Origin of the sequence: Streptomyces sp. NBC_01003, assembly GCF_045162695.1 — a bacterium.
GTDB lineage: Bacteria > Actinomycetota > Actinomycetes > Streptomycetales > Streptomycetaceae > Streptomyces.
Genome location: NZ_CP108707.1, coordinates 4,582,973 through 4,600,708, shown reverse-complemented (window position 1 = coordinate 4,600,708; position 17,736 = coordinate 4,582,973). Strand labels below are relative to the sequence as shown.

General features: G+C 68.0%; 20 protein-coding genes. 17 read left to right on the top strand and 3 right to left on the bottom strand.

The window, feature by feature from the left end; translation table 11 throughout:
* Positions 1-2 precede the first annotated feature (2 nt).
* The 10 genes from secY to truA all read left to right on the top strand — a co-directional run bounded on the left by secY (position 3) and on the right by truA (position 7,340).
* Positions 3-1,316 carry a preprotein translocase subunit SecY gene (gene secY / locus OG698_RS20920; RefSeq protein WP_100594873.1) on the top strand — a complete coding sequence of 438 codons (1,314 nt, stop codon included), beginning with the start codon at positions 3-5 and terminating at the stop codon, positions 1,314-1,316.
* Positions 1,316-1,969, top strand: a complete 654-nt coding sequence (locus tag OG698_RS20915; RefSeq protein WP_383087307.1) for an adenylate kinase — start codon at positions 1,316-1,318, stop codon at positions 1,967-1,969. The genes secY and OG698_RS20915 overlap by 1 nt, the downstream gene beginning before the upstream one ends.
* Before the next feature lie 103 nt (positions 1,970-2,072).
* A complete protein-coding gene (gene map, locus OG698_RS20910) occupies positions 2,073-2,909 on the top strand; it encodes a type I methionyl aminopeptidase (RefSeq protein ID WP_326774517.1) in 837 nt (278 codons plus the stop codon).
* A gap of 192 nt (positions 2,910-3,101) precedes the next feature.
* On the top strand, positions 3,102-3,323 hold the full coding sequence (gene infA, locus OG698_RS20905) for a translation initiation factor IF-1 (RefSeq protein ID WP_003948620.1): 222 nt from the start codon (positions 3,102-3,104) through the stop codon (positions 3,321-3,323).
* A 59-nt stretch (positions 3,324-3,382) separates the two neighbouring features.
* Positions 3,383-3,496, top strand: a complete 114-nt coding sequence (gene rpmJ / locus OG698_RS20900; RefSeq protein WP_003974245.1) for a 50S ribosomal protein L36 — start codon at positions 3,383-3,385, stop codon at positions 3,494-3,496.
* Positions 3,497-3,683: 187 nt separating this feature from the next.
* Positions 3,684-4,064 (top strand): 30S ribosomal protein S13, encoded by a 381-nt coding sequence (rpsM, locus tag OG698_RS20895; protein WP_116511038.1) that lies wholly within the window; start codon positions 3,684-3,686, stop codon positions 4,062-4,064.
* Between the two features lie 65 nt (positions 4,065-4,129).
* Positions 4,130-4,534 carry a 30S ribosomal protein S11 gene (gene rpsK, locus OG698_RS20890; RefSeq protein ID WP_003948617.1) on the top strand — a complete coding sequence of 135 codons (405 nt, stop codon included), beginning with the start codon at positions 4,130-4,132 and terminating at the stop codon, positions 4,532-4,534.
* A gap of 152 nt (positions 4,535-4,686) precedes the next feature.
* Positions 4,687-5,709, top strand: coding sequence for a DNA-directed RNA polymerase subunit alpha (locus tag OG698_RS20885; protein ID WP_003966937.1), 1,023 nt, complete (start codon positions 4,687-4,689; stop codon positions 5,707-5,709).
* Between the two features lie 184 nt (positions 5,710-5,893).
* Positions 5,894-6,391: a 50S ribosomal protein L17 gene (gene rplQ, locus OG698_RS20880; protein ID WP_399971094.1), complete on the top strand. Its 498-nt coding sequence runs from the start codon at positions 5,894-5,896 to the stop codon at positions 6,389-6,391.
* Between the two features lie 79 nt (positions 6,392-6,470).
* Entirely contained in the window at positions 6,471-7,340 is an 870-nt protein-coding gene (truA, locus tag OG698_RS20875) for a tRNA pseudouridine(38-40) synthase TruA (protein ID WP_406104643.1), read from the top strand.
* A 4-nt stretch (positions 7,341-7,344) separates the two neighbouring features.
* On the opposite strand, the gene OG698_RS20870 is transcribed toward truA, so the two are convergent.
* A complete protein-coding gene (locus OG698_RS20870) occupies positions 7,345-8,202 on the bottom strand; it encodes a hypothetical protein (protein WP_159032494.1) in 858 nt (285 codons plus the stop codon).
* A gap of 426 nt (positions 8,203-8,628) precedes the next feature.
* Between OG698_RS20870 and rplM the strand changes: the two genes are divergently transcribed.
* The 3 genes from rplM (at position 8,629) to glmM (ending at position 11,163) form a co-directional block, all read left to right on the top strand.
* Positions 8,629-9,072 (top strand): 50S ribosomal protein L13, encoded by a 444-nt coding sequence (gene rplM / locus OG698_RS20865; RefSeq protein ID WP_100594865.1) that lies wholly within the window; start codon positions 8,629-8,631, stop codon positions 9,070-9,072.
* Positions 9,073-9,114: 42 nt separating this feature from the next.
* Complete coding sequence (gene rpsI / locus OG698_RS20860; protein WP_100594864.1) at positions 9,115-9,636, top strand: 30S ribosomal protein S9; 522 nt, start codon at positions 9,115-9,117, stop codon at positions 9,634-9,636.
* Between the two features lie 168 nt (positions 9,637-9,804).
* On the top strand, positions 9,805-11,163 hold the full coding sequence (gene glmM / locus OG698_RS20855) for a phosphoglucosamine mutase (protein ID WP_406104642.1): 1,359 nt from the start codon (positions 9,805-9,807) through the stop codon (positions 11,161-11,163).
* Positions 11,164-11,178: 15 nt separating this feature from the next.
* On the opposite strand, the gene OG698_RS20850 is transcribed toward glmM, so the two are convergent.
* Positions 11,179-12,129, bottom strand: a complete 951-nt coding sequence (locus OG698_RS20850; RefSeq protein ID WP_406104641.1) for a DUF389 domain-containing protein — start codon at positions 12,127-12,129, stop codon at positions 11,179-11,181.
* Between the two features lie 25 nt (positions 12,130-12,154).
* Positions 12,155-13,144, bottom strand: coding sequence for a type I pantothenate kinase (gene coaA, locus OG698_RS20845; RefSeq protein ID WP_406111198.1), 990 nt, complete (start codon positions 13,142-13,144; stop codon positions 12,155-12,157).
* A gap of 242 nt (positions 13,145-13,386) precedes the next feature.
* On the opposite strand from coaA, the gene OG698_RS20840 reads away from it, so the two are divergent.
* The 4 genes from OG698_RS20840 to OG698_RS20825 all read left to right on the top strand — a co-directional run bounded on the left by OG698_RS20840 (position 13,387) and on the right by OG698_RS20825 (position 17,484).
* Complete coding sequence (locus OG698_RS20840) at positions 13,387-13,614, top strand: hypothetical protein (protein WP_406104640.1); 228 nt, start codon at positions 13,387-13,389, stop codon at positions 13,612-13,614.
* A gap of 23 nt (positions 13,615-13,637) precedes the next feature.
* A complete protein-coding gene (gene glmS, locus OG698_RS20835) occupies positions 13,638-15,497 on the top strand; it encodes a glutamine--fructose-6-phosphate transaminase (isomerizing) (RefSeq protein ID WP_406104639.1) in 1,860 nt (619 codons plus the stop codon).
* Positions 15,498-15,527: 30 nt separating this feature from the next.
* Positions 15,528-15,896 carry a holo-ACP synthase gene (locus OG698_RS20830; protein WP_406104637.1) on the top strand — a complete coding sequence of 123 codons (369 nt, stop codon included), beginning with the start codon at positions 15,528-15,530 and terminating at the stop codon, positions 15,894-15,896.
* A gap of 136 nt (positions 15,897-16,032) precedes the next feature.
* A complete protein-coding gene (locus tag OG698_RS20825) occupies positions 16,033-17,484 on the top strand; it encodes an NAD(P)H-hydrate dehydratase (RefSeq protein WP_406104636.1) in 1,452 nt (483 codons plus the stop codon).
* Positions 17,485-17,736 lie beyond the last annotated feature (252 nt).

Below are 17,736 nucleotides of genomic sequence, written 5' to 3'. Positions count from 1 at the left end.
CCGTGCTCACCGCGTTCGCCCGGGCGTTCAAGACGCCCGACCTGCGCAAGAAGCTGCTCTTCACGCTCGGCATCATCGTGATCTACCGGATGGGTACGCATGTACCGATCCCGGGAGTCAGCTACTCGAACGTCCAGACATGCGTGGACGCGAACAAAGGCACGCAGGGGCTGTTCGGTCTCGTCAACATGTTCAGTGGTGGCGCGCTCCTGCAGATCACGATCTTCGCGCTCGGCATCATGCCGTACATCACCGCGAGCATCATCCTTCAGCTGCTCACTGTCGTGATCCCGCGGCTCGAGGCCCTGAAGAAGGAGGGTCAGGCGGGTACGGCGAAGATCACGCAGTACACCCGTTACCTGACCGTGGCGCTCGCCATCCTCCAGGGCACCGGCCTCGTCGCGACCGCTCGCAGCGGCGCCCTCTTCCAGGGCTGCCCCGTCGCGAACCAGATCGTCCCGGACCAGTCGATCTTCGTGACGATCACGATGGTCATCACGATGACCGCCGGTACCGCCATCGTCATGTGGCTCGGTGAGCTCATCACCGACCGCGGCATCGGCAACGGCATGTCGATCCTGATGTTCATCTCGATCGCCGCCACGTTCCCGAGCGCCCTGTGGACCATCAAGACGACCGGTGACCTCGCCGGCGGCTGGATCGAGTTCGGCGCCGTGATCCTGGTGGGCCTCGTGATGGTCGGCCTGGTGGTGTTCGTCGAGCAGGCGCAGCGCCGCATTCCTGTCCAATATGCGAAGCGCATGATCGGTCGCCGGTCTTACGGCGGTACGTCCACCTACATCCCGCTGAAGGTCAATCAGGCGGGTGTGATCCCTGTCATCTTCGCCTCGTCGCTGCTCTACATCCCGGCCCTCGTCGCGCAGTTCGCGGGAGGCAATTCCGGGTGGAAGACCTGGATCAACGACCATCTGACCAAGGGAAATCACCCCTATTACATCGTTTCGTACTTCCTCCTGATCGTTTTCTTCGCGTTCTTCTACGTGGCGATCTCGTTCAACCCCGAGGAAGTCGCGGACAACATGAAGAAGTATGGTGGCTTCATCCCGGGCATCCGGGCCGGCCGGCCGACCGCTGAGTACCTGAGCTACGTACTCAACCGGATCACGTGGCCGGGTTCGCTGTATCTGGGTCTGATCGCTCTCGTACCAACGATGGCGTTGGTTGGCTTCGGGGCAAGCCAGAACTTCCCGTTCGGTGGGACCAGCATCCTCATCATCGTGGGTGTCGGTCTGGAAACGGTGAAGCAGATCGAGAGCCAGCTTCAGCAGCGCAATTACGAAGGGTTCCTCCGCTGATGCGTATCGTCCTCGTCGGGCCGCCCGGTGCGGGCAAGGGAACGCAGGCCGCGTTCCTTGCCAAGAACCTGTCGATTCCGCACATCTCAACGGGCGACCTCTTCCGTGCCAACATCAGCCAGGGCACGGAACTGGGCAAGCAGGCAAAGGCGTTCATGGACGCCGGCAACCTGGTTCCCGACGAAGTCACCATTGGGATGGCCAAGGACCGCATGGAGCAGCCGGACGCCGTGAACGGCTTCCTGCTCGACGGCTTCCCTCGCAACGTCTCGCAGGCCGAGGCGCTCGACGTCGCCCTCAAGGCGGACGAAGTGAAGCTCGACGCGGTCCTGGACCTCGAGGTCCCCGAGGACGAGGTGGTCAAGCGCATCGCCGGCCGCCGCATCTGCCGCAAGGACTCCGCGCACGTCTTCCACGTGTCGTACAAGCAGCCGAAGCAGGAAGGCGTCTGTGACGTCTGCGGCGGCGAGTTGTACCAGCGCGAGGACGACAGCGAGGACACCGTTCGTAAGCGGCTCGAGGTCTACCACACGCAGACCGAGCCGATCATCGACTACTACCGGGCCCAGGGCCTGGTGCGGACGATCTCGGCGCTCGGCAAGGTCGACGAGGTGACCGCGCGGGCCATGGAGGCCCTCAAGCGCGACAAGTAAGTCGTTGTTACGCTGCTCCGGCCGCGGTGCCCGTACAGGGTGCCGCGGCCGTAGTGTTGTGTAGGTAAACCCGTAGTACGGAAGACGGAGAGCGCAGGCCCCCATGGTGCAGATCAAGACCCCCGAGCAGATCGCCAAGATGCGTGAGGCGGGGCTGGTCGTCGCCGCGATCCACGCGGCGACGCGTGAGGCCGCGGTGCCCGGTGCCACCACCCGGGACCTGGACGAGGTCGCGCGCAAGGTGCTCGACGAGCACGGGGCCAAGTCGAACTTCCTCGGCTACGGGGGATTCCCCGCGACCATCTGCACCTCGGTCAACGAGGTCGTCGTCCACGGCATCCCGGACGAGAAGACCGTCCTCAAGGACGGCGACATCATCTCCATCGACTGCGGCGCGATCATCGACGGCTGGCACGGCGACGCCGCGTACACCGCGTTCGTCGGGACCGGTCACGCTCCGGAGCTGGTCGAGCTCTCGCGGGTCACCGAGGAGTCGATGTGGGCCGGCATCGCCGCGATGAAGAACGGCAACCGGCTCGTCGACATCTCCCGTGCCATCGAGTCCTACATCCGCCGCCAGCCGAAGCCGGGCGGCGGCAAGTACGGCATCGTCGAGGACTACGGCGGCCACGGCATCGGCACCGAGATGCACATGGACCCGCACCTCCTGAACTACGTCGAGCGCCGCCGCGGCAAGGGCCCCAAGCTCGTGCCCGGCTTCTGCCTCGCGATCGAGCCGATGGTCTCCCTCGGCACCCCGCGCACCGAGGTCCTCGAGGACGACTGGACGGTCATCACCACGGACGGCACCTGGTCCTCGCACTGGGAGCACTCCATCGCGCTGACCGAACAGGGCCCGCTGGTCCTCACGGCGCCCGACGGCGGCAAGGCGAAGCTGGCCGAGCTCGGTGTCACCGCTGCGCCCGACCCTCTGGCCTGATGACGGCCGCTGCTCCGGACGGTGTCACCGCTGCTCCGGATCCCCTTGCATAATGATCTTGGGTGTGGGGCAAACTTCCCCGATTCGTCTTTCCGGGGGCCCTGACGTAGACTGACTCGTCGGCTCTCGTGCACACGCATGCCTGCATGTACGTGCTGAGTCGATCAAGGTAGTCGATTCGAAGGGCAAAGCGTGGCCAAGAAGCAAGGTGCCATCGAGATCGAAGGCACTGTCGTCGAGTCTCTCCCGAACGCCATGTTCAAGGTGGAGCTCCAGAACGGCCACCAGGTCCTGGCTCACATCAGCGGCAAGATGCGTATGCACTACATCCGTATCCTCCCTGACGACCGGGTCGTGGTGGAGCTGTCTCCGTACGACCTGACGCGTGGCCGGATCGTCTACCGGTACAAGTAGATCTTGCCCGCACCCCGCCTCGCGCGGGGTGGTGGCACTGACCCGGAGAACCTCACCCAATGAAGGTCAAGCCGAGCGTCAAGAAGATCTGCGACAAGTGCAGGGTGATCCGCCGTCACGGCCGGGTCATGGTTATCTGCGACAACCCGCGCCACAAGCAGCGCCAGGGCTGACGCACTACTGCAGTTCGCAGAGTTTCGCGCGACGCAAGTAAGCACACATGCAGGACCCGTCCCTCTTCAGATCCATTGGTAATGGAGGGCGACACCCCCGGTCGGAGGCCGGGGACCCAGGATGTACCTCGTACGGCACCTGGGAACGGTTCTGCTGAAGACCTCCGAGAATCAACAGGAGCCTTGAATGGCACGCCTTGAAGGCGTTGACCTCCCGCGCGACAAGCGCGTAGAGGTTGCCCTCACCTACGTGTTCGGCATTGGCCGCACGCTGTCCCAGCAGACGCTGGACGCCACCGGTGTGGACCGCAACACCCGCGTTCGTGATCTGTCCGAAGAGGACCTGATCAAGATCCGCGAGTACGTGGACGCGAACATCCAGACCGAGGGTGACCTCCGTCGCGAGATCCAGGCCGACATCCGCCGCAAGGTCGAGATCGGCTGCTACCAGGGTCTTCGCCACCGTCGTGGCCTGCCCGTCCGCGGTCAGCGCACCAGCACGAACGCTCGTACCCGCAAGGGCCCGCGTCGCGCCATCGCCGGTAAGAAGAAGCCGGGCAAGAAGTAGTCCTCGCTCAGCGGTCTATCGACAGCTGTCGCTGCAGGACCGACCACCTCCCGTAGGAGTAATAGATGCCCCCCAAGGGTCGTCAGGGCGCTGCCAAGAAGGTGCGCCGCAAGGAAAAGAAGAACGTTGCCCACGGGCACGCTCACATCAAGAGCACGTTCAACAACACGATCGTGTCCATCACGGACCCGACCGGCAACGTGATCTCGTGGGCCTCCGCCGGCCACGTCGGCTTCAAGGGCTCGCGCAAGTCCACTCCGTTCGCCGCGCAGATGGCCGCCGAGTCGGCCGCGCGTCGCGCCCAGGAGCACGGCATGCGCAAGGTTGACGTCTTCGTCAAGGGTCCGGGCTCCGGCCGCGAGACCGCGATCCGCTCCCTCCAGGCCACGGGCCTCGAGGTCGGTTCGATCCAGGACGTCACGCCGACCCCGCACAACGGCTGCCGTCCGCCCAAGCGTCGCCGCGTCTGACCTGACGTACGACTGCTTGGTCTGAGGTTTTCGGGCGGTACGGCTCTTAAGGGCCGTATCGCCCGTACCCTTGTTACTGCATCAACACCGGGCCACCACCCGGTGGCATCAGGGCATCAAATAGTGGGTGCCCCTGTCTGAAGGATTCCTTCATGCTTATTGCTCAGCGCCCGTCGCTGACCGAAGAGGTCGTCGACGAGTTCCGCTCCCGGTTCGTCATCGAGCCGCTGGAGCCGGGCTTCGGTTACACCCTCGGCAACTCGCTTCGCCGCACCCTCCTGTCGTCGATCCCCGGCGCTGCTGTCACCAGCATCCGTATCGACGGTGTCCTGCACGAGTTCACCACCGTGCCGGGCGTCAAGGAAGACGTCACCGACCTCATCCTGAACATCAAGCAGCTGGTCGTCTCCTCGGAGCACGACGAGCCGGTCGTGATGTACCTGCGCAAGCAGGGCCCGGGTCTGGTCACCGCCGCCGACATCGCGCCCCCGGCCGGTGTCGAGGTGCACAACCCCGACCTCGTCCTCGCCACGCTCAACGGCAAGGGCAAGCTGGAGATGGAGCTGACCGTCGAGCGCGGTCGCGGCTACGTCTCCGCCGTTCAGAACAAGCAGGTCGGTCAGGAGATCGGGCGCATCCCGGTCGACTCGATCTACTCGCCGGTCCTGAAGGTCACGTACAAGGTCGAGGCGACCCGTGTCGAGCAGCGCACCGACTTCGACAAGCTGATCGTCGACGTCGAGACGAAGCAGGCCATGCGTCCGCGTGACGCCATGGCGTCGGCCGGTAAGACCCTGGTCGAGCTGTTCGGTCTCGCCCGCGAGCTGAACATCGACGCCGAGGGCATCGACATGGGCCCGTCCCCCACGGACGCCGCCCTGGCCGCCGATCTGGCGCTGCCGATCGAGGAGCTCGAGCTCACCGTTCGGTCGTACAACTGCCTCAAGCGCGAGGGCATCCACTCCGTGGGTGAGCTCGTCGCCCGCTCCGAGGCGGACCTGCTCGACATCCGCAACTTCGGTGCGAAGTCGATCGACGAGGTCAAGGCGAAGCTGGCCGGCATGGGTCTTGCGCTCAAGGACTCGCCTCCCGGCTTCGACCCGACCGCCGCCGCCGACGCCTTCGGCGCCGACGACGACGCGGACGCTGGCTTCGTCGAGACCGAGCAGTACTAGGCGCTCCGCGAGGACGCCGGATTTCGGCGGCGGTCAGCTTCGGCTGGTCGCGCCCACGCGACGGAGTCGCAGATTGACCCCTCCCGCGCCCCTTACGGGGCGCGGGTCTCCGACGGGCATCCGCCCGCTCGGACACTGACCCTGGTACCTGATACGGCCGGGGCAGACATCTAGGAGAAACACCATGCCGCGTCCCGCCAAGGGTGCCCGTCTGGGCGGCAGTGCCGCGCACGAGAAGCTGCTTCTCGCGAACCTCGCGAAGTCGCTCTTCGAGCACGGCAAGATCACGACGACCGAGGCCAAGGCCCGTCGTCTGCGTCCGTACGCGGAGCGTCTGGTCACCAAGGCGAAGAAGGGCGACCTTCACAACCGCCGTCAGGTGCTCCAGGTCATCACCGACAAGAGCGTCATCCACACGCTCTTCACGGAGATCGCCCCGCGCTACGAGAACCGTCCGGGTGGTTACACCCGTATCACCAAGATCGGTAACCGCCGTGGCGACAACGCGCCCATGGCTGTCATCGAGCTGGTCGAGGCGCTGACTGTTGCGCAGCAGGCCACCGGTGAGGCCGAGGCCGCCACCAAGCGTGCCGCCAAGGACGCCGAGGCTGCCGCTCCGGCCGCCGAGGTCGTCGAGGACGCCGCAGCGGTCGAGGCCGCTGAGGAGTCCAAGGACGCCTGAGGCTCTGCCTTGATGTGAGCGGGTCCGCCCTTCGGGGCGGGCCCGCTTTCGTATTGCCTTTGCCTGAGAGGATCTGTGTGTGAGTGACGAGGTAGAGCCCGGGTTCGTGCGGGTGCGGCTTGATCTGTCGTACGACGGCAAGGACTTCTCCGGGTGGGCGAAGCAGGCCAGCGGCCGGCGGACCGTGCAGGGCGAGATCGAGGACGCGCTGAAGACCGTGACCCGGTCCGCGCAGACGTACGAGCTGACCGTGGCCGGGCGGACCGACGCCGGGGTGCACGCGCGTGGGCAGGTCGCGCATGTCGATCTGCCGGAGGAGGTCTGGGCCGAGCACCAGGACAAGCTCCTGCGCCGGCTCGCGGGGCGGCTGCCGCACGATGTGCGGGTGTGGAAGGTGGCCCAGGCGCCGAGCGGGTTCAACGCGCGGTTCGCCGCCGTGTGGCGTCGGTACGTGTACCGGGTGACCGACAACCCGGGCGGTGTTGATCCGCTGTTGCGCAGTCATGTGCTGTGGCACGACTGGGAGTTGGACCTCGACGCGATGAACGCCGCCGCGGAGAAGCTGCTCGGGGAGCACGATTTCGCCGCGTACTGCAAGCGGCGCGAGGGCGCGACGACGATCCGTACGCTCCAGGAGCTGCGGTGGGAGCGGTCGCCCGACGGGATCCTCGAAGCGACCGTCCGGGCCGACGCGTTCTGCCACAACATGGTGCGCTCGCTGGTCGGCGCGATGCTGTTCGTCGGTGACGGGCACCGGACGCCGGACTGGCCCGCGAAGGTCCTGGCCGCCGGCGTACGGGACTCGGCGGTGCACGTCGTGCGGCCGCACGGCCTGACACTGGAGGAAGTCGGTTACCCGGCCGACGAGTTGCTCGCGGCGCGCAGCAAGGAAGCCAGGAACAAGCGGACGCTGCCCGGGGCGCCCTTCTCGGAGCCGGGGTGCTGCTGAGCCCCTACTGGGGCGCCTCGGCCGCAGCGGAGGCCTGCGCCTCGCCGCGCCGGGTGATCTGACGGAACGTGAACTCGGCGAGGTCGTCACCCGTGGTGAAGACCGCGCGGTCCTTGGTGGTGACGTCCCGGCCGCCGCTGGTGAACCCGGCGGTCGTGAAGTACGCGTAGCGGCCGTACGAGTTGGTGGTCGAGCGGCAGATCGTCGTACGGCAGAACGCGGGGACGCCCGAGCCGGACAGGGAGGTCACGGTGCCCTTGGTGTACTGGTTCTTGGCCTTGGTGGCCTGGGCCTCCGTGTCGAAGACGGCGACACCGACGGTGACCGCGACGCCGTCCTTCGCGTAGGTGGCGCGGATCAGGCGCGTGCAGTCGTTGCCCGTCAGGACGCCGCCGAGCGCGCCCTGGGTGGCCGAGGCGCAGCTCTTCGTGCTGGCGGTCGCGCCCTTCTTGTAGACGCGGTCGCTGACGGTCAGCTTGGTGCCGGGGAAGAGGGTGTCCGCGCTGAGCGGGGCCTTGTCCTTCTTGGCGCTGGAGATGAAGTCCTTGGGGTCGAGCGGGGGCGGGGGTGTGGTCTCCGCGAACGTCGGGTCCGCCGTGGCCGTGTCGCTGGGGATGTCAGCGGTCGTCGGCAGCTGGTCGGCGGGCTTGTTCGAGGCCGAGTTCTTGCCGTTGGCGGAGACGATCGCGAACGCGACGGCCGAGCCGACGGCGACCGTGGCGAGCGCGCCACCGCCGATCATCAGCCAGCGGCGGCGCCGCGCGCGTGTCTCGGACGCTTCGGCGAGTGCCGCCCAGTCCGGTCCCTGTGAACCACCACTGCCCCCGGAACCCCACTGGGGTCCCCCCTGCCCAAAGCTCATGGGGCGCATCTTAGACCGACGCGCAGGGGGTGCCGCGCGGTGGGAAAGGGTGTGCGCAGGGTCGGGCCGGTCTTGTGTGCGCCTTGTGTGTGCCTGCTGTGTGCCGGGGGTCACGCTCGTACGGCGTTGCCTGCGGCGACGTGCGGTTACCCTGGAAGTGGCAGGGCCGCCCAGTGCGGCGGATCCGGCGGTGCCGGTGTCCAGATCCGCGTTTTGACCCGTACGGGGAAGCGCGGGTATCCTGCTAGTTCGTTATGTGTATTGGCTTTCTCATTCTCACGTGAGGGGCCAAGCACAGGTTCCCTGGAGCAGTTACCAGTGGGCGGCATACGGGCGCTGAACCCGGCACTGTCGTCCCAAGCTGCACGATCGCTTCAGTGATGCCACTTTCAGCACCCATCCACTGAAGAAGAAGAAGGCTGCTAAGTGCGTACGTACAGCCCCAAGCCCGGCGACATCACTCGCCAGTGGTACGTCATCGACGCCCAGGATGTCGTCCTGGGTCGTCTGGCGACCACTGCCGCGAACATCCTGCGGGGCAAGCACAAGCCGATCTACGCCCCCCACGTCGACGCTGGTGACTTCGTCATCATCATCAACGCGGACAAGGTGCACCTCTCCGGCAACAAGAAGACCCAGAAGATGGCGTACCGCCACTCCGGTTACCCGGGCGGTCTGCGTTCGGTTCGTTACGACGAGCTGCTGGACAAGAACCCCGAGAAGGCCGTCGAGAAGGCCATCAAGGGCATGATCCCCAAGAACACCCTGGGCCGTCAGGTGCTCTCGAAGCTGAAGGTCTACTCGGGCGACCAGCACCCCCACGCTGCCCAGCAGCCGGTGCCGTTCGAGATCACCCAGGTCGCGCAGTAGTTCCGGCCACCCCCAAAGACGAAAAAGAATCTGAGGAGAATCGTGGCCGAGACCACCGTTGAGCAGCCGGTCGAAGAGACCGAGATTGTCGACGTCGAGCAGTACACCACCGAGTCCGAGGTCCCCGTCGAGGGCGAGTACACCTCGGAGTCGAACGCCGCGCGCTTCGGCGACCCGCAGCCGGCCGCCGGCCTGGGCCGTCGCAAGAACGCCATCGCGCGCGTCCGCATCGTGCCCGGCACCGGCAAGTGGAAGGTCAACGGGCGCACGCTCGAGGACTACTTCCCGAACAAGGTCCACCAGCAGGAAGTCAACGAGCCCTTCAAGGTGCTCGAGCTCGACAACCGCTACGACGTCATCGCCCGCATCTCGGGTGGCGGCGTCTCCGGTCAGGCCGGTGCGCTCCGTCTCGGTGTCGCCCGCGCGCTGAACGAGGCCGACGTCGACAACAACCGCGGCGCCCTCAAGAAGGCCGGTTACCTCAAGCGTGACGACCGTGCGGTCGAGCGCAAGAAGGCCGGTCTCAAGAAGGCCCGTAAGGCCCCGCAGTACAGCAAGCGCTAAATCGCTGCTGCTTGTTCGTTTCGTTCGCCCCGGCGGCACGCTGTGTGCCGCCGGGGCGTTCGTATATAGCGGCGCTGGGCGTTATAACGGCACAAGGCGCTCATAAGTTTGCATGCTCGGATGATTTCCGACGCTTCTTCGAGAATTGCGAAAGTTCGGAGGACACCAGTGGGACGACTGTTCGGCACGGACGGCGTACGAGGTGTCGCCAACGCGGATCTGACGGCCGAGCTCGCGCTCGGACTCTCCGTGGCGGCGGCACATGTACTCGGCGAGGCGGGGACGTTCGCGGGGCACCGTCCGGTGGCCGTGGTCGGTCGTGACCCGCGGGCCTCGGGCGAGTTCCTCGAGGCCGCGGTTGTCGCGGGTCTGGCCAGCGCGGGCGTCGACGTCCTGCGGGTCGGCGTGCTGCCCACCCCCGCGGTGGCGCATCTCACCGGCGCGCTGGGCGCCGACCTCGGCGTGATGCTGTCCGCCAGTCACAACGCGATGCCGGACAACGGCATCAAGTTCTTCGCGCGCGGCGGCCACAAGCTCGCCGACGAGCTGGAGGACCGGATCGAGCAGGTCTACGAGCAGCACCGCACCGGTGAGCCGTGGGACCGCCCGACCGGTGCCGGCGTCGGCCGTGTGAACTCGTACGACGCGGGTTTCGACCAGTACGTCGCCCACCTCATCGGTGTGCTGCCCAACCGGCTCGACGGCCTGCGGATCGTCCTGGACGAGGCGCACGGCGCGGCGGCCATGGTCTCTCCCGAGGCGTTCACCCAGGCCGGTGCCCAGATCGTCACGATCGGCGCCGACCCGGACGGCCTGAACATCAACGACGGCTGCGGCTCCACCCACCTCGACCTGCTGAAGGCCGCCGTCATCGAGCACGGCGCGGACCTCGGCATCGCGCACGACGGTGACGCCGACCGCTGCCTGGCCGTGGACCACACGGGCGCCGAGATCGACGGGGACCAGATCCTCGCCGTGCTCGCCCTGTCGATGCGGGAGCACGGCGCCCTGCGCCAGGACACCGTTGTCGCGACCGTCATGTCGAACCTCGGCTTCAAGCTGGCCATGGAGCGCGAGGGGATCGAGTTCGTGGCGACCGCCGTCGGCGACCGGTACGTCCTGGAGTCGATGAAGGAGCACGACTACGCGCTCGGCGGCGAGCAGTCCGGGCACGTGATCATCCTCGACCACGCGACGACCGGAGACGGCACGCTCACGGGTCTGCTGCTCGCGGCCCGCATCGCCCAGACCGGCCGCACCCTCCAGGACCTCGCGTCCGTCATGGAGCGCCTCCCGCAGGTCCTGGTCAATGTGCGCGACGTCGACAAGTCCCGCGTCACGACGTCCGCCGAGCTGGCCGCCGCCGTCAGCGACGCCGAGCGCGAGCTGGGCGCGACGGGCCGGGTGCTGCTGCGCTCGTCCGGCACGGAGCCGCTGGTCCGCGTCATGGTCGAGGCCGCCGACATCGAGCAGGCCCGCTCGATCGCCGGGCGCCTCGCCGATGTCGTCAAGTCCACGCTCGGATAAGGCAGTTCGGAGGACCTAGGCCGGTCCGGCCGCAGGAGTGGCACGCTTGCGCTGCTTCGCCCAGAACCACTTCTGGGCGAGCAGGGTGAGCGTGCCGGCCAGGACGATGCCGCCGAGGTTCGCGAGTAGCTGGGCGGTCGAGCCCCATGTCTGGGCGTAGTCGCTGTACGCGAACGCCACCGCCGCGTTCGCCGCGGCCGGGACCGTCGTCACCGAGATGGCGACGCCGATCAGGGCGCCCGACTTCGCCGACGTGAGGGACAGCGTCCCGGCGATGCCCGCGAGGAACGCCACGACGAACGACATCCAGTCCGGCTTCCAGATGAAGGACGTGTTCGGCCGGTCCGCCTCGACCATCGAGCGCGTGAACAGGCCGAACAGGTCAAGGAGCCAGCTGAACCCGGCCGTGAGCACCATCGCGGCGGCGAATCCCGCCAGCAGCGCCCACAGCGATCGCCACACCAGGCGCGGGGCGCGCTGTACCAGCGCCGTGGAGATCCCGGCGAGCGGCCCGAACTCGGGGCCGACGGCCATCGCGCCGACGATCAGGATCGCGTTGTCCAGCATCACACCGCAGGCCGCGAGCATCGTCGCGACGGCCAGGAACGCCACGTAGGTGACGTTGAGCGTCGACTCCTCGTGCGTCGCGTCCGTCATTGCTTCCCACAGGACCGCGTCCGCGCCCTCGCCCGGCGCCTCGTCCTCCGCCCTGTCGGCCAGCCTCGACAGCGACAGGTCGATGTTCTCGACGGCGATCGAGCCCGTCGTGTCGATGTGGAGCCCGCGCAGCCCGCTGATCAGCTCGTCGCCGGCCTCCCGAGCGACGTCGCACATCACGACGTCACCCTCGGGATCGCGGGCCGCGCCCGGCACCACCACGAGATGCGTGGTGCCGACGGTCCTCTCGATCAGGCGGGCCACCGCGTCGGTCTTGTCGGCCGGGGTGATCAGTCGCAGGTGCAGCATGCGCGAAGCGTAGCTTTCCGGCTTTCTACAGCTTCCGCAGGCTCAGCCGCTGCACCTTGTGGTCGGAGCCCTTGCGCACGACGAGCGTCGCGCGGCCGCGCGTGGGCGCCACATTCTCCAGCAGGTTCGGCTTGTTGATGGTCCGCCAGGTCGTCCGCGCGTAGTCGAGCGCCTCCTCCTCGGAGACCTGCGTGTACTTGCGGAAGTACGAGGACGGGTTCTGGAACGCCGTCTGGCGGAGCTTCTTGAACCGGTTGAGGTACCAGCTCTCGATGTCCTCGGCCCGCGCGTCCACGTACACGCTGAAGTCGAAGTAGTCGGCGAGGCCGACGCGGGTGCGGCCGTCCTTGCCGGGCATGGCCGGCTGGAGGACGTTGAGGCCCTCGACGATGAGGATGTCGGGGCGGCGGACCGTGAGCTTCTGGCCGGGCACGATGTCGTAGATCAGGTGGGAGTAGACGGGTGCCGAGACCTCGTCCTTGCCCGCCTTGATGTCGGCGACGAAGCGGGTCAGGGCGCGTCGGTCGTACGACTCGGGGAAGCCCTTGCGCGACATCAGGCCGCGCCGCTCCAGCTCCTTGGTCGGCAGCAGGAAGCCGTCCGTGGTGACCAGCTCCACGCGCGGGTGCTCCGGCCAGCGGGACAGCAGCGCCTGGAGGAGGCGGGCGACGGTCGACTTGCCCACCGCCACCGAACCGGCGACCCCTATGACGAAGGGTGTGCCCGACTGGGACGCCTTCTCGACGGTCTCGCCGAGGAAGGTGTTGAGGGTTCCGCGCAGGGTGTCGGTGGCGCCGACGTAGAGGTTGAGGAGACGCGAGAGCGGGAGGTAGATGTCCCGGACCTCGTCCAGGTCGATGACATCGCCGAGGCCGCGCAGTTTCTCCAGCTCATCGGCGGTGAGTGGGAGCGGCGTCTTGTTGCGCAGCGCGCTCCACTCGGTGCGGGTGAGGTCGACGTAGGGAGTCGCCTCCGGCTTGTGCCGGTGGGCGCTCCGGGGTGCCGTCGGGGGCACGGAGACCGAAGAGATCACAGTCCATTGTTACGGCTGTGTGGACGGGGTGGGGGGTGGGGTGCGTCACCTTGGGGGCGGTGAGGTGCGGCGGGTGGGGGTGCGGTGGGTTTTCTGTGCGTGGTTCGTGCCGGAATTCGCGGGTTTCCGTGGTCGCAGGTCTGGACCGGGCGGGGGAACGGGGATACGTTCCCGGCACCTGGCGCAGAGCCGCGCCGTCCGGGTGGGAGGGAACCGTTATGGCCGTGCCCCGATTGCGTGACCTGGTCCGGCGCAGACCCAGGCTCGTTGAGGACGACTTCGCCGGTCAGGTGCGCAGCGAGCTCGCCCTCGACCTGCCCGACGAGGACCTGCGCGAGGATCTCGACGACTGTCTCGACCTCTACGAGATGGGCAGCAAGCCGCGCTGCGAGGAAGTGGAGTACCTGCGTCTGCTCGAAGACGCGCGGGACCGGATCGTCTGGGGCTGCTGACCGCGCGGCCTTAGGCTGCCGCCATGTGCGGAATCGTGGGATACGTCGGATCTCAGTCGGCGCTCGACATCGTGCTCGCCGGGCTGAAGCGGCTCGAATACCGGGGTTACGACTCGGCCGGGGTCGCGGTGCTCGCCGACGGCGGCCTCGCCTCGGCGAGGAAGGCGGGCAAGCTCGCCAACCTGGAGAAGGAGCTCGTGGAGCGGCCGCTGCCGACGGGGGCCACGGGCATCGGCCATACCCGCTGGGCCACCCATGGCGCCCCCACCGACGCGAACGCGCATCCCCACCTCGACAACGCCGGCCGCGTCGCCGTCGTCCACAACGGCATCATCGAGAACTTCGCCGAGCTGCGCGCCGAGCTCGCCGAGCGCGGGCACGTCCTGGAGTCCGAGACCGACACCGAGGTCGTCGCGCATCTGCTCGCCGAGGAGTTCTCCGTGTGCGCGGACCTCGCAGAGGCCATGCGGCTCGTCTGCCGGCGCCTCGAAGGGGCGTTCACGCTGGTCGCCGTGCATGCCGATGAGCCCGACGTCGTCGTGGGCGCCCGGCGCAACTCGCCGCTCGTCGTGGGCGTGGGGGAGGGCGAGGCGTTCCTCGCCTCCGACGTCGCCGCCTTCATCGCCCATACCCGCTCCGCGATCGAACTGGGCCAGAACCAGGTCGTCGAGCTGCGCCGGGACGGCGTACGGGACGGGGTGACCGTCACCGACTTCGACGGGCGGCCCGCCGAGGTGCGGTCGTACCACGTCGACTGGGACGCCTCCGCCGCCGAGAAGGGCGGCTACGACTACTTCATGCTCAAGGAGATCGCCGAGCAGCCGAAGGCGGTCGCCGACACGCTGCTCGGGCGCATCGGCGTCGACGGGGCGCTGACGCTCGATGAACTCCGTATCCCCGCGGCCGTGTTGAAGGGAGTCAACAAGGTCGTGATCGTGGCGTGCGGGACGGCGTTCCACGCCGGTCTCATCGCCAAGTACGCCATCGAGCACTGGACCCGGATCCCCTGCGAGGTGGAGCTCGCGAGTGAGTTCCGGTACCGGGATCCGATTCTGGGCGGGCGCTCGCTCGTCATCGCCATCTCTCAGTCCGGCGAGACCATGGACACGCTGATGGCGTTGCGGCACGCTCGTGAGCAGGGTGCGACCGTCCTCGCCATCTGCAACACGAACGGTTCGACCATTCCCCGCGAGTCCGACGCCGTGCTCTACACGCACGCCGGGCCCGAGGTAGCCGTCGCCTCCACCAAGGCGTTCCTCACGCAGCTCGTCGCCTGCTACCTCGTGGCCCTGTACCTCGGGCAGGTGCGCGGCACGAAGTGGGGGGACGAGATCCGTGCGGTGATCCGGGACCTGGCCGACATCTCCGGTGAGGTCGAGCGCGTTCTGGAGACCATGGAGCCCGTGCGGGCGCTGGCCCGGTCGCTCTCCGACAAGCGGACCGTGCTCTTCCTGGGGCGGCACGTGGGCTATCCCGTCGCCCTTGAAGGCGCCCTGAAGCTCAAGGAGCTCGCCTATATGCACGCCGAGGGCTTCGCCGCCGGTGAACTCAAGCACGGGCCCATCGCGTTGATCGAGGAGGACTTGCCTGTGGTGGTCGTCGTGCCGTCGCCCAAGGGGCGGTCCGTCCTCCACGACAAGATCGTGTCCAACATCCAGGAGATCCGGGCCCGCGGGGCGCGCACCATCGTGATCGCCGAGGAGGGCGACGAGGCGGTCGTCCCCTACGCCGACCATCTCGTGCGGATCCCTGCCACCCCTACGCTCCTTCAGCCGCTGGTTGCGACGGTGCCGTTGCAGGTGTTTGCTTGCGAGCTGGCCACTGCGCGCGGGAACGAGGTCGATCAGCCTCGGAACCTTGCCAAGTCCGTGACGGTGGAGTGACGGGCCGGATTTGATGACTGGGGGCTGGCTTTGATTATTGGGGTCGGGATCGACGTTGCCGAGATCGAGCGGTTCGAGGCGTCGCTCGCGCGTACGCCCGGATTGGCCGAACGGCTCTTTGTCGACCGGGAGTTGCTGCTGCCCAGCGGGGAGCGGCGGGGTGTCGCCTCCCTTGCCGCGCGGTTCGCCGCCAAGGAGGCGCTGGCCAAGGCGCTGGGGGCGCCGGCCGGGTTGCGGTGGACCGATGCGGAGGTCTGTGTCGAGGCGAGTGGGCAGCCGCGGCTGCGGGTCACCGGGACCGTTGCCGCCGCCGCCGAGAAGCTTGGGGTGCGGTCTTGGCATGTGTCTCTCAGTCATGATGCCGGGATTGCGTCTGCTGTGGTGATCGCCGAGGGGTAGGGGCCCGGGGGTAGGGGCCGGGGGGCTTTGTTTCGGCTTCGGGTTCGGATTCGGGTCCGGCCTCGGTTCCGGGGCCGGTTCCGGTTTGGGTGTGCGCTTCGCGCGCGGGGTTCTTCTTTGCGGGAGACTCGCTCATATGCGTACTGCCTACAGCGTGGACACCGTACGGACCGCCGAGCGTGCCCTCATGGCGCGGCTTCCCGAAGGCGCCCTGATGCAGCGTGCCGCCGCCGGGCTCGCCGTCGTCTGCGCCGAGCTCCTCGGCAAGGTGTACGGGGCCCGGGTCGTGCTCCTCGTCGGGTCCGGGGACAACGGGGGTGACGCCCTCTACGCCGGTGCCCGGCTCGCCCGTCGTGGCGCCGGGGTCGCCGCCGTGCTTCTGGACTCCGAGCGGGTGCACCGTGCCGGGCTTGCTGCCTTCCTCTCCGCCGGGGGGCGCGTCGCCGACAGTGGTGAGCGGGTTCTTGCCGGGGCCGATCTCGTTGTCGACGGGATCGTGGGCATCGGGGGGCGGGGTGGGCTTCGTGCGGGTGCTCTGCCTGTTGTTCGTGCTGCCCTGGATTCTCGTGCCGTTGTCGTTTCCGTGGATCTGCCCAGCGGCGTCGACGCCGATACGGGGCAGGTCGACGGGGAGGCCGTCCGCGCCGATGTGACCGTCACCTTTGGTGCGTACAAGCCCGGGCTTCTTGTTGATCCCGGGCGGGAGTACGCCGGTGCCGTTCGGCTTGTCGACATCGGGCTCGAACCGGTTTCCGGGGAAGGGGATCTGGAGGCCCTTCAGCACGATGACGTGGCCCGGCTGTTGCCTGAGCCCACCGGTGAGAGCGACAAGTACCGGCGCGGTGTCGTGGGCATCGTCGCCGGGTCCGCCCGGTATCCCGGCGCCGCCGTGCTTGCCGTGGCGGGGGCCTTGCGGGGTGGGGCCGGGGCCGTTCGGTACGTGGGGCCTGCGGCCGGCGCCGTCGTCTCTCGGTTCCCGGAGACTCTGGTGTCCGAGGGCGCGCCAGGGAAGGCGGGGCGGGTGCAGGCGTGGGTGGCCGGGCCCGGCCTCGGTGATGACGCGTCCGGGCTCGCGGATGTCGTGGGGGCCGATGTGCCCGTTCTGATCGACGCCGATGGGCTGCGGCTCGCCGATCCTGAGGCCGTTCGGGGGCGGGGCGCGCCTACTTTGCTCACGCCTCATGCGGGGGAGGCCGCCGCGTTGTTGGGGGTTTCCCGGGAGGAGGTGGAGGCGGAACGGCTTGCCGCCGTACGGGAGTTGGCCGATCGGTTCTCCGCGACCGTTCTTTTGAAGGGGTCCACGACCCTGGTTGCCGGGGGTGGGAGTTCCGCCGGGGGTGGGGGGCGGTTGGTGCGGGTCAATTCCACTGGCACTGCGTGGCTGGCCACCGCCGGCAGTGGTGATGTTCTGTCCGGGCTCGCCGGGTCGTTGCTCGCTGCTGGGCTCGGGGCTCTCGATGCCGGGTCTGTGGGGGCCTATCTGCATGGGCTTGCCGCTCGGCGGGTGTCCGGTGGGGCGCCTGTTGTCGCTCAGGATGTGGCCGGGGGGATTGCCGGGGCCTGGGGGGATGTTCGGCGCGGGTTCTAGGGGCGTCCAGGTTTGGGGCGGTGGGCTTTTGTCTCGCCGTCGTGGGCGCTTCGCCGTCTTTGGGACGGGGTCGCCCCGGGATGTACGTGCTCGCTGTTCTATGGGCCTGCCCCGGCCGGCTAATCGCCCGTAACGGGGTGGAGGTGGCTCCGCGCGCACATCCCGGTGCGTCCCCTCCAGTCGTCGGGCGGCTGCCGGGCGGTGGGGATTCGTCCTCCCACCTGGCCGTTCTTTGTACGGGTTCCCGGTTCC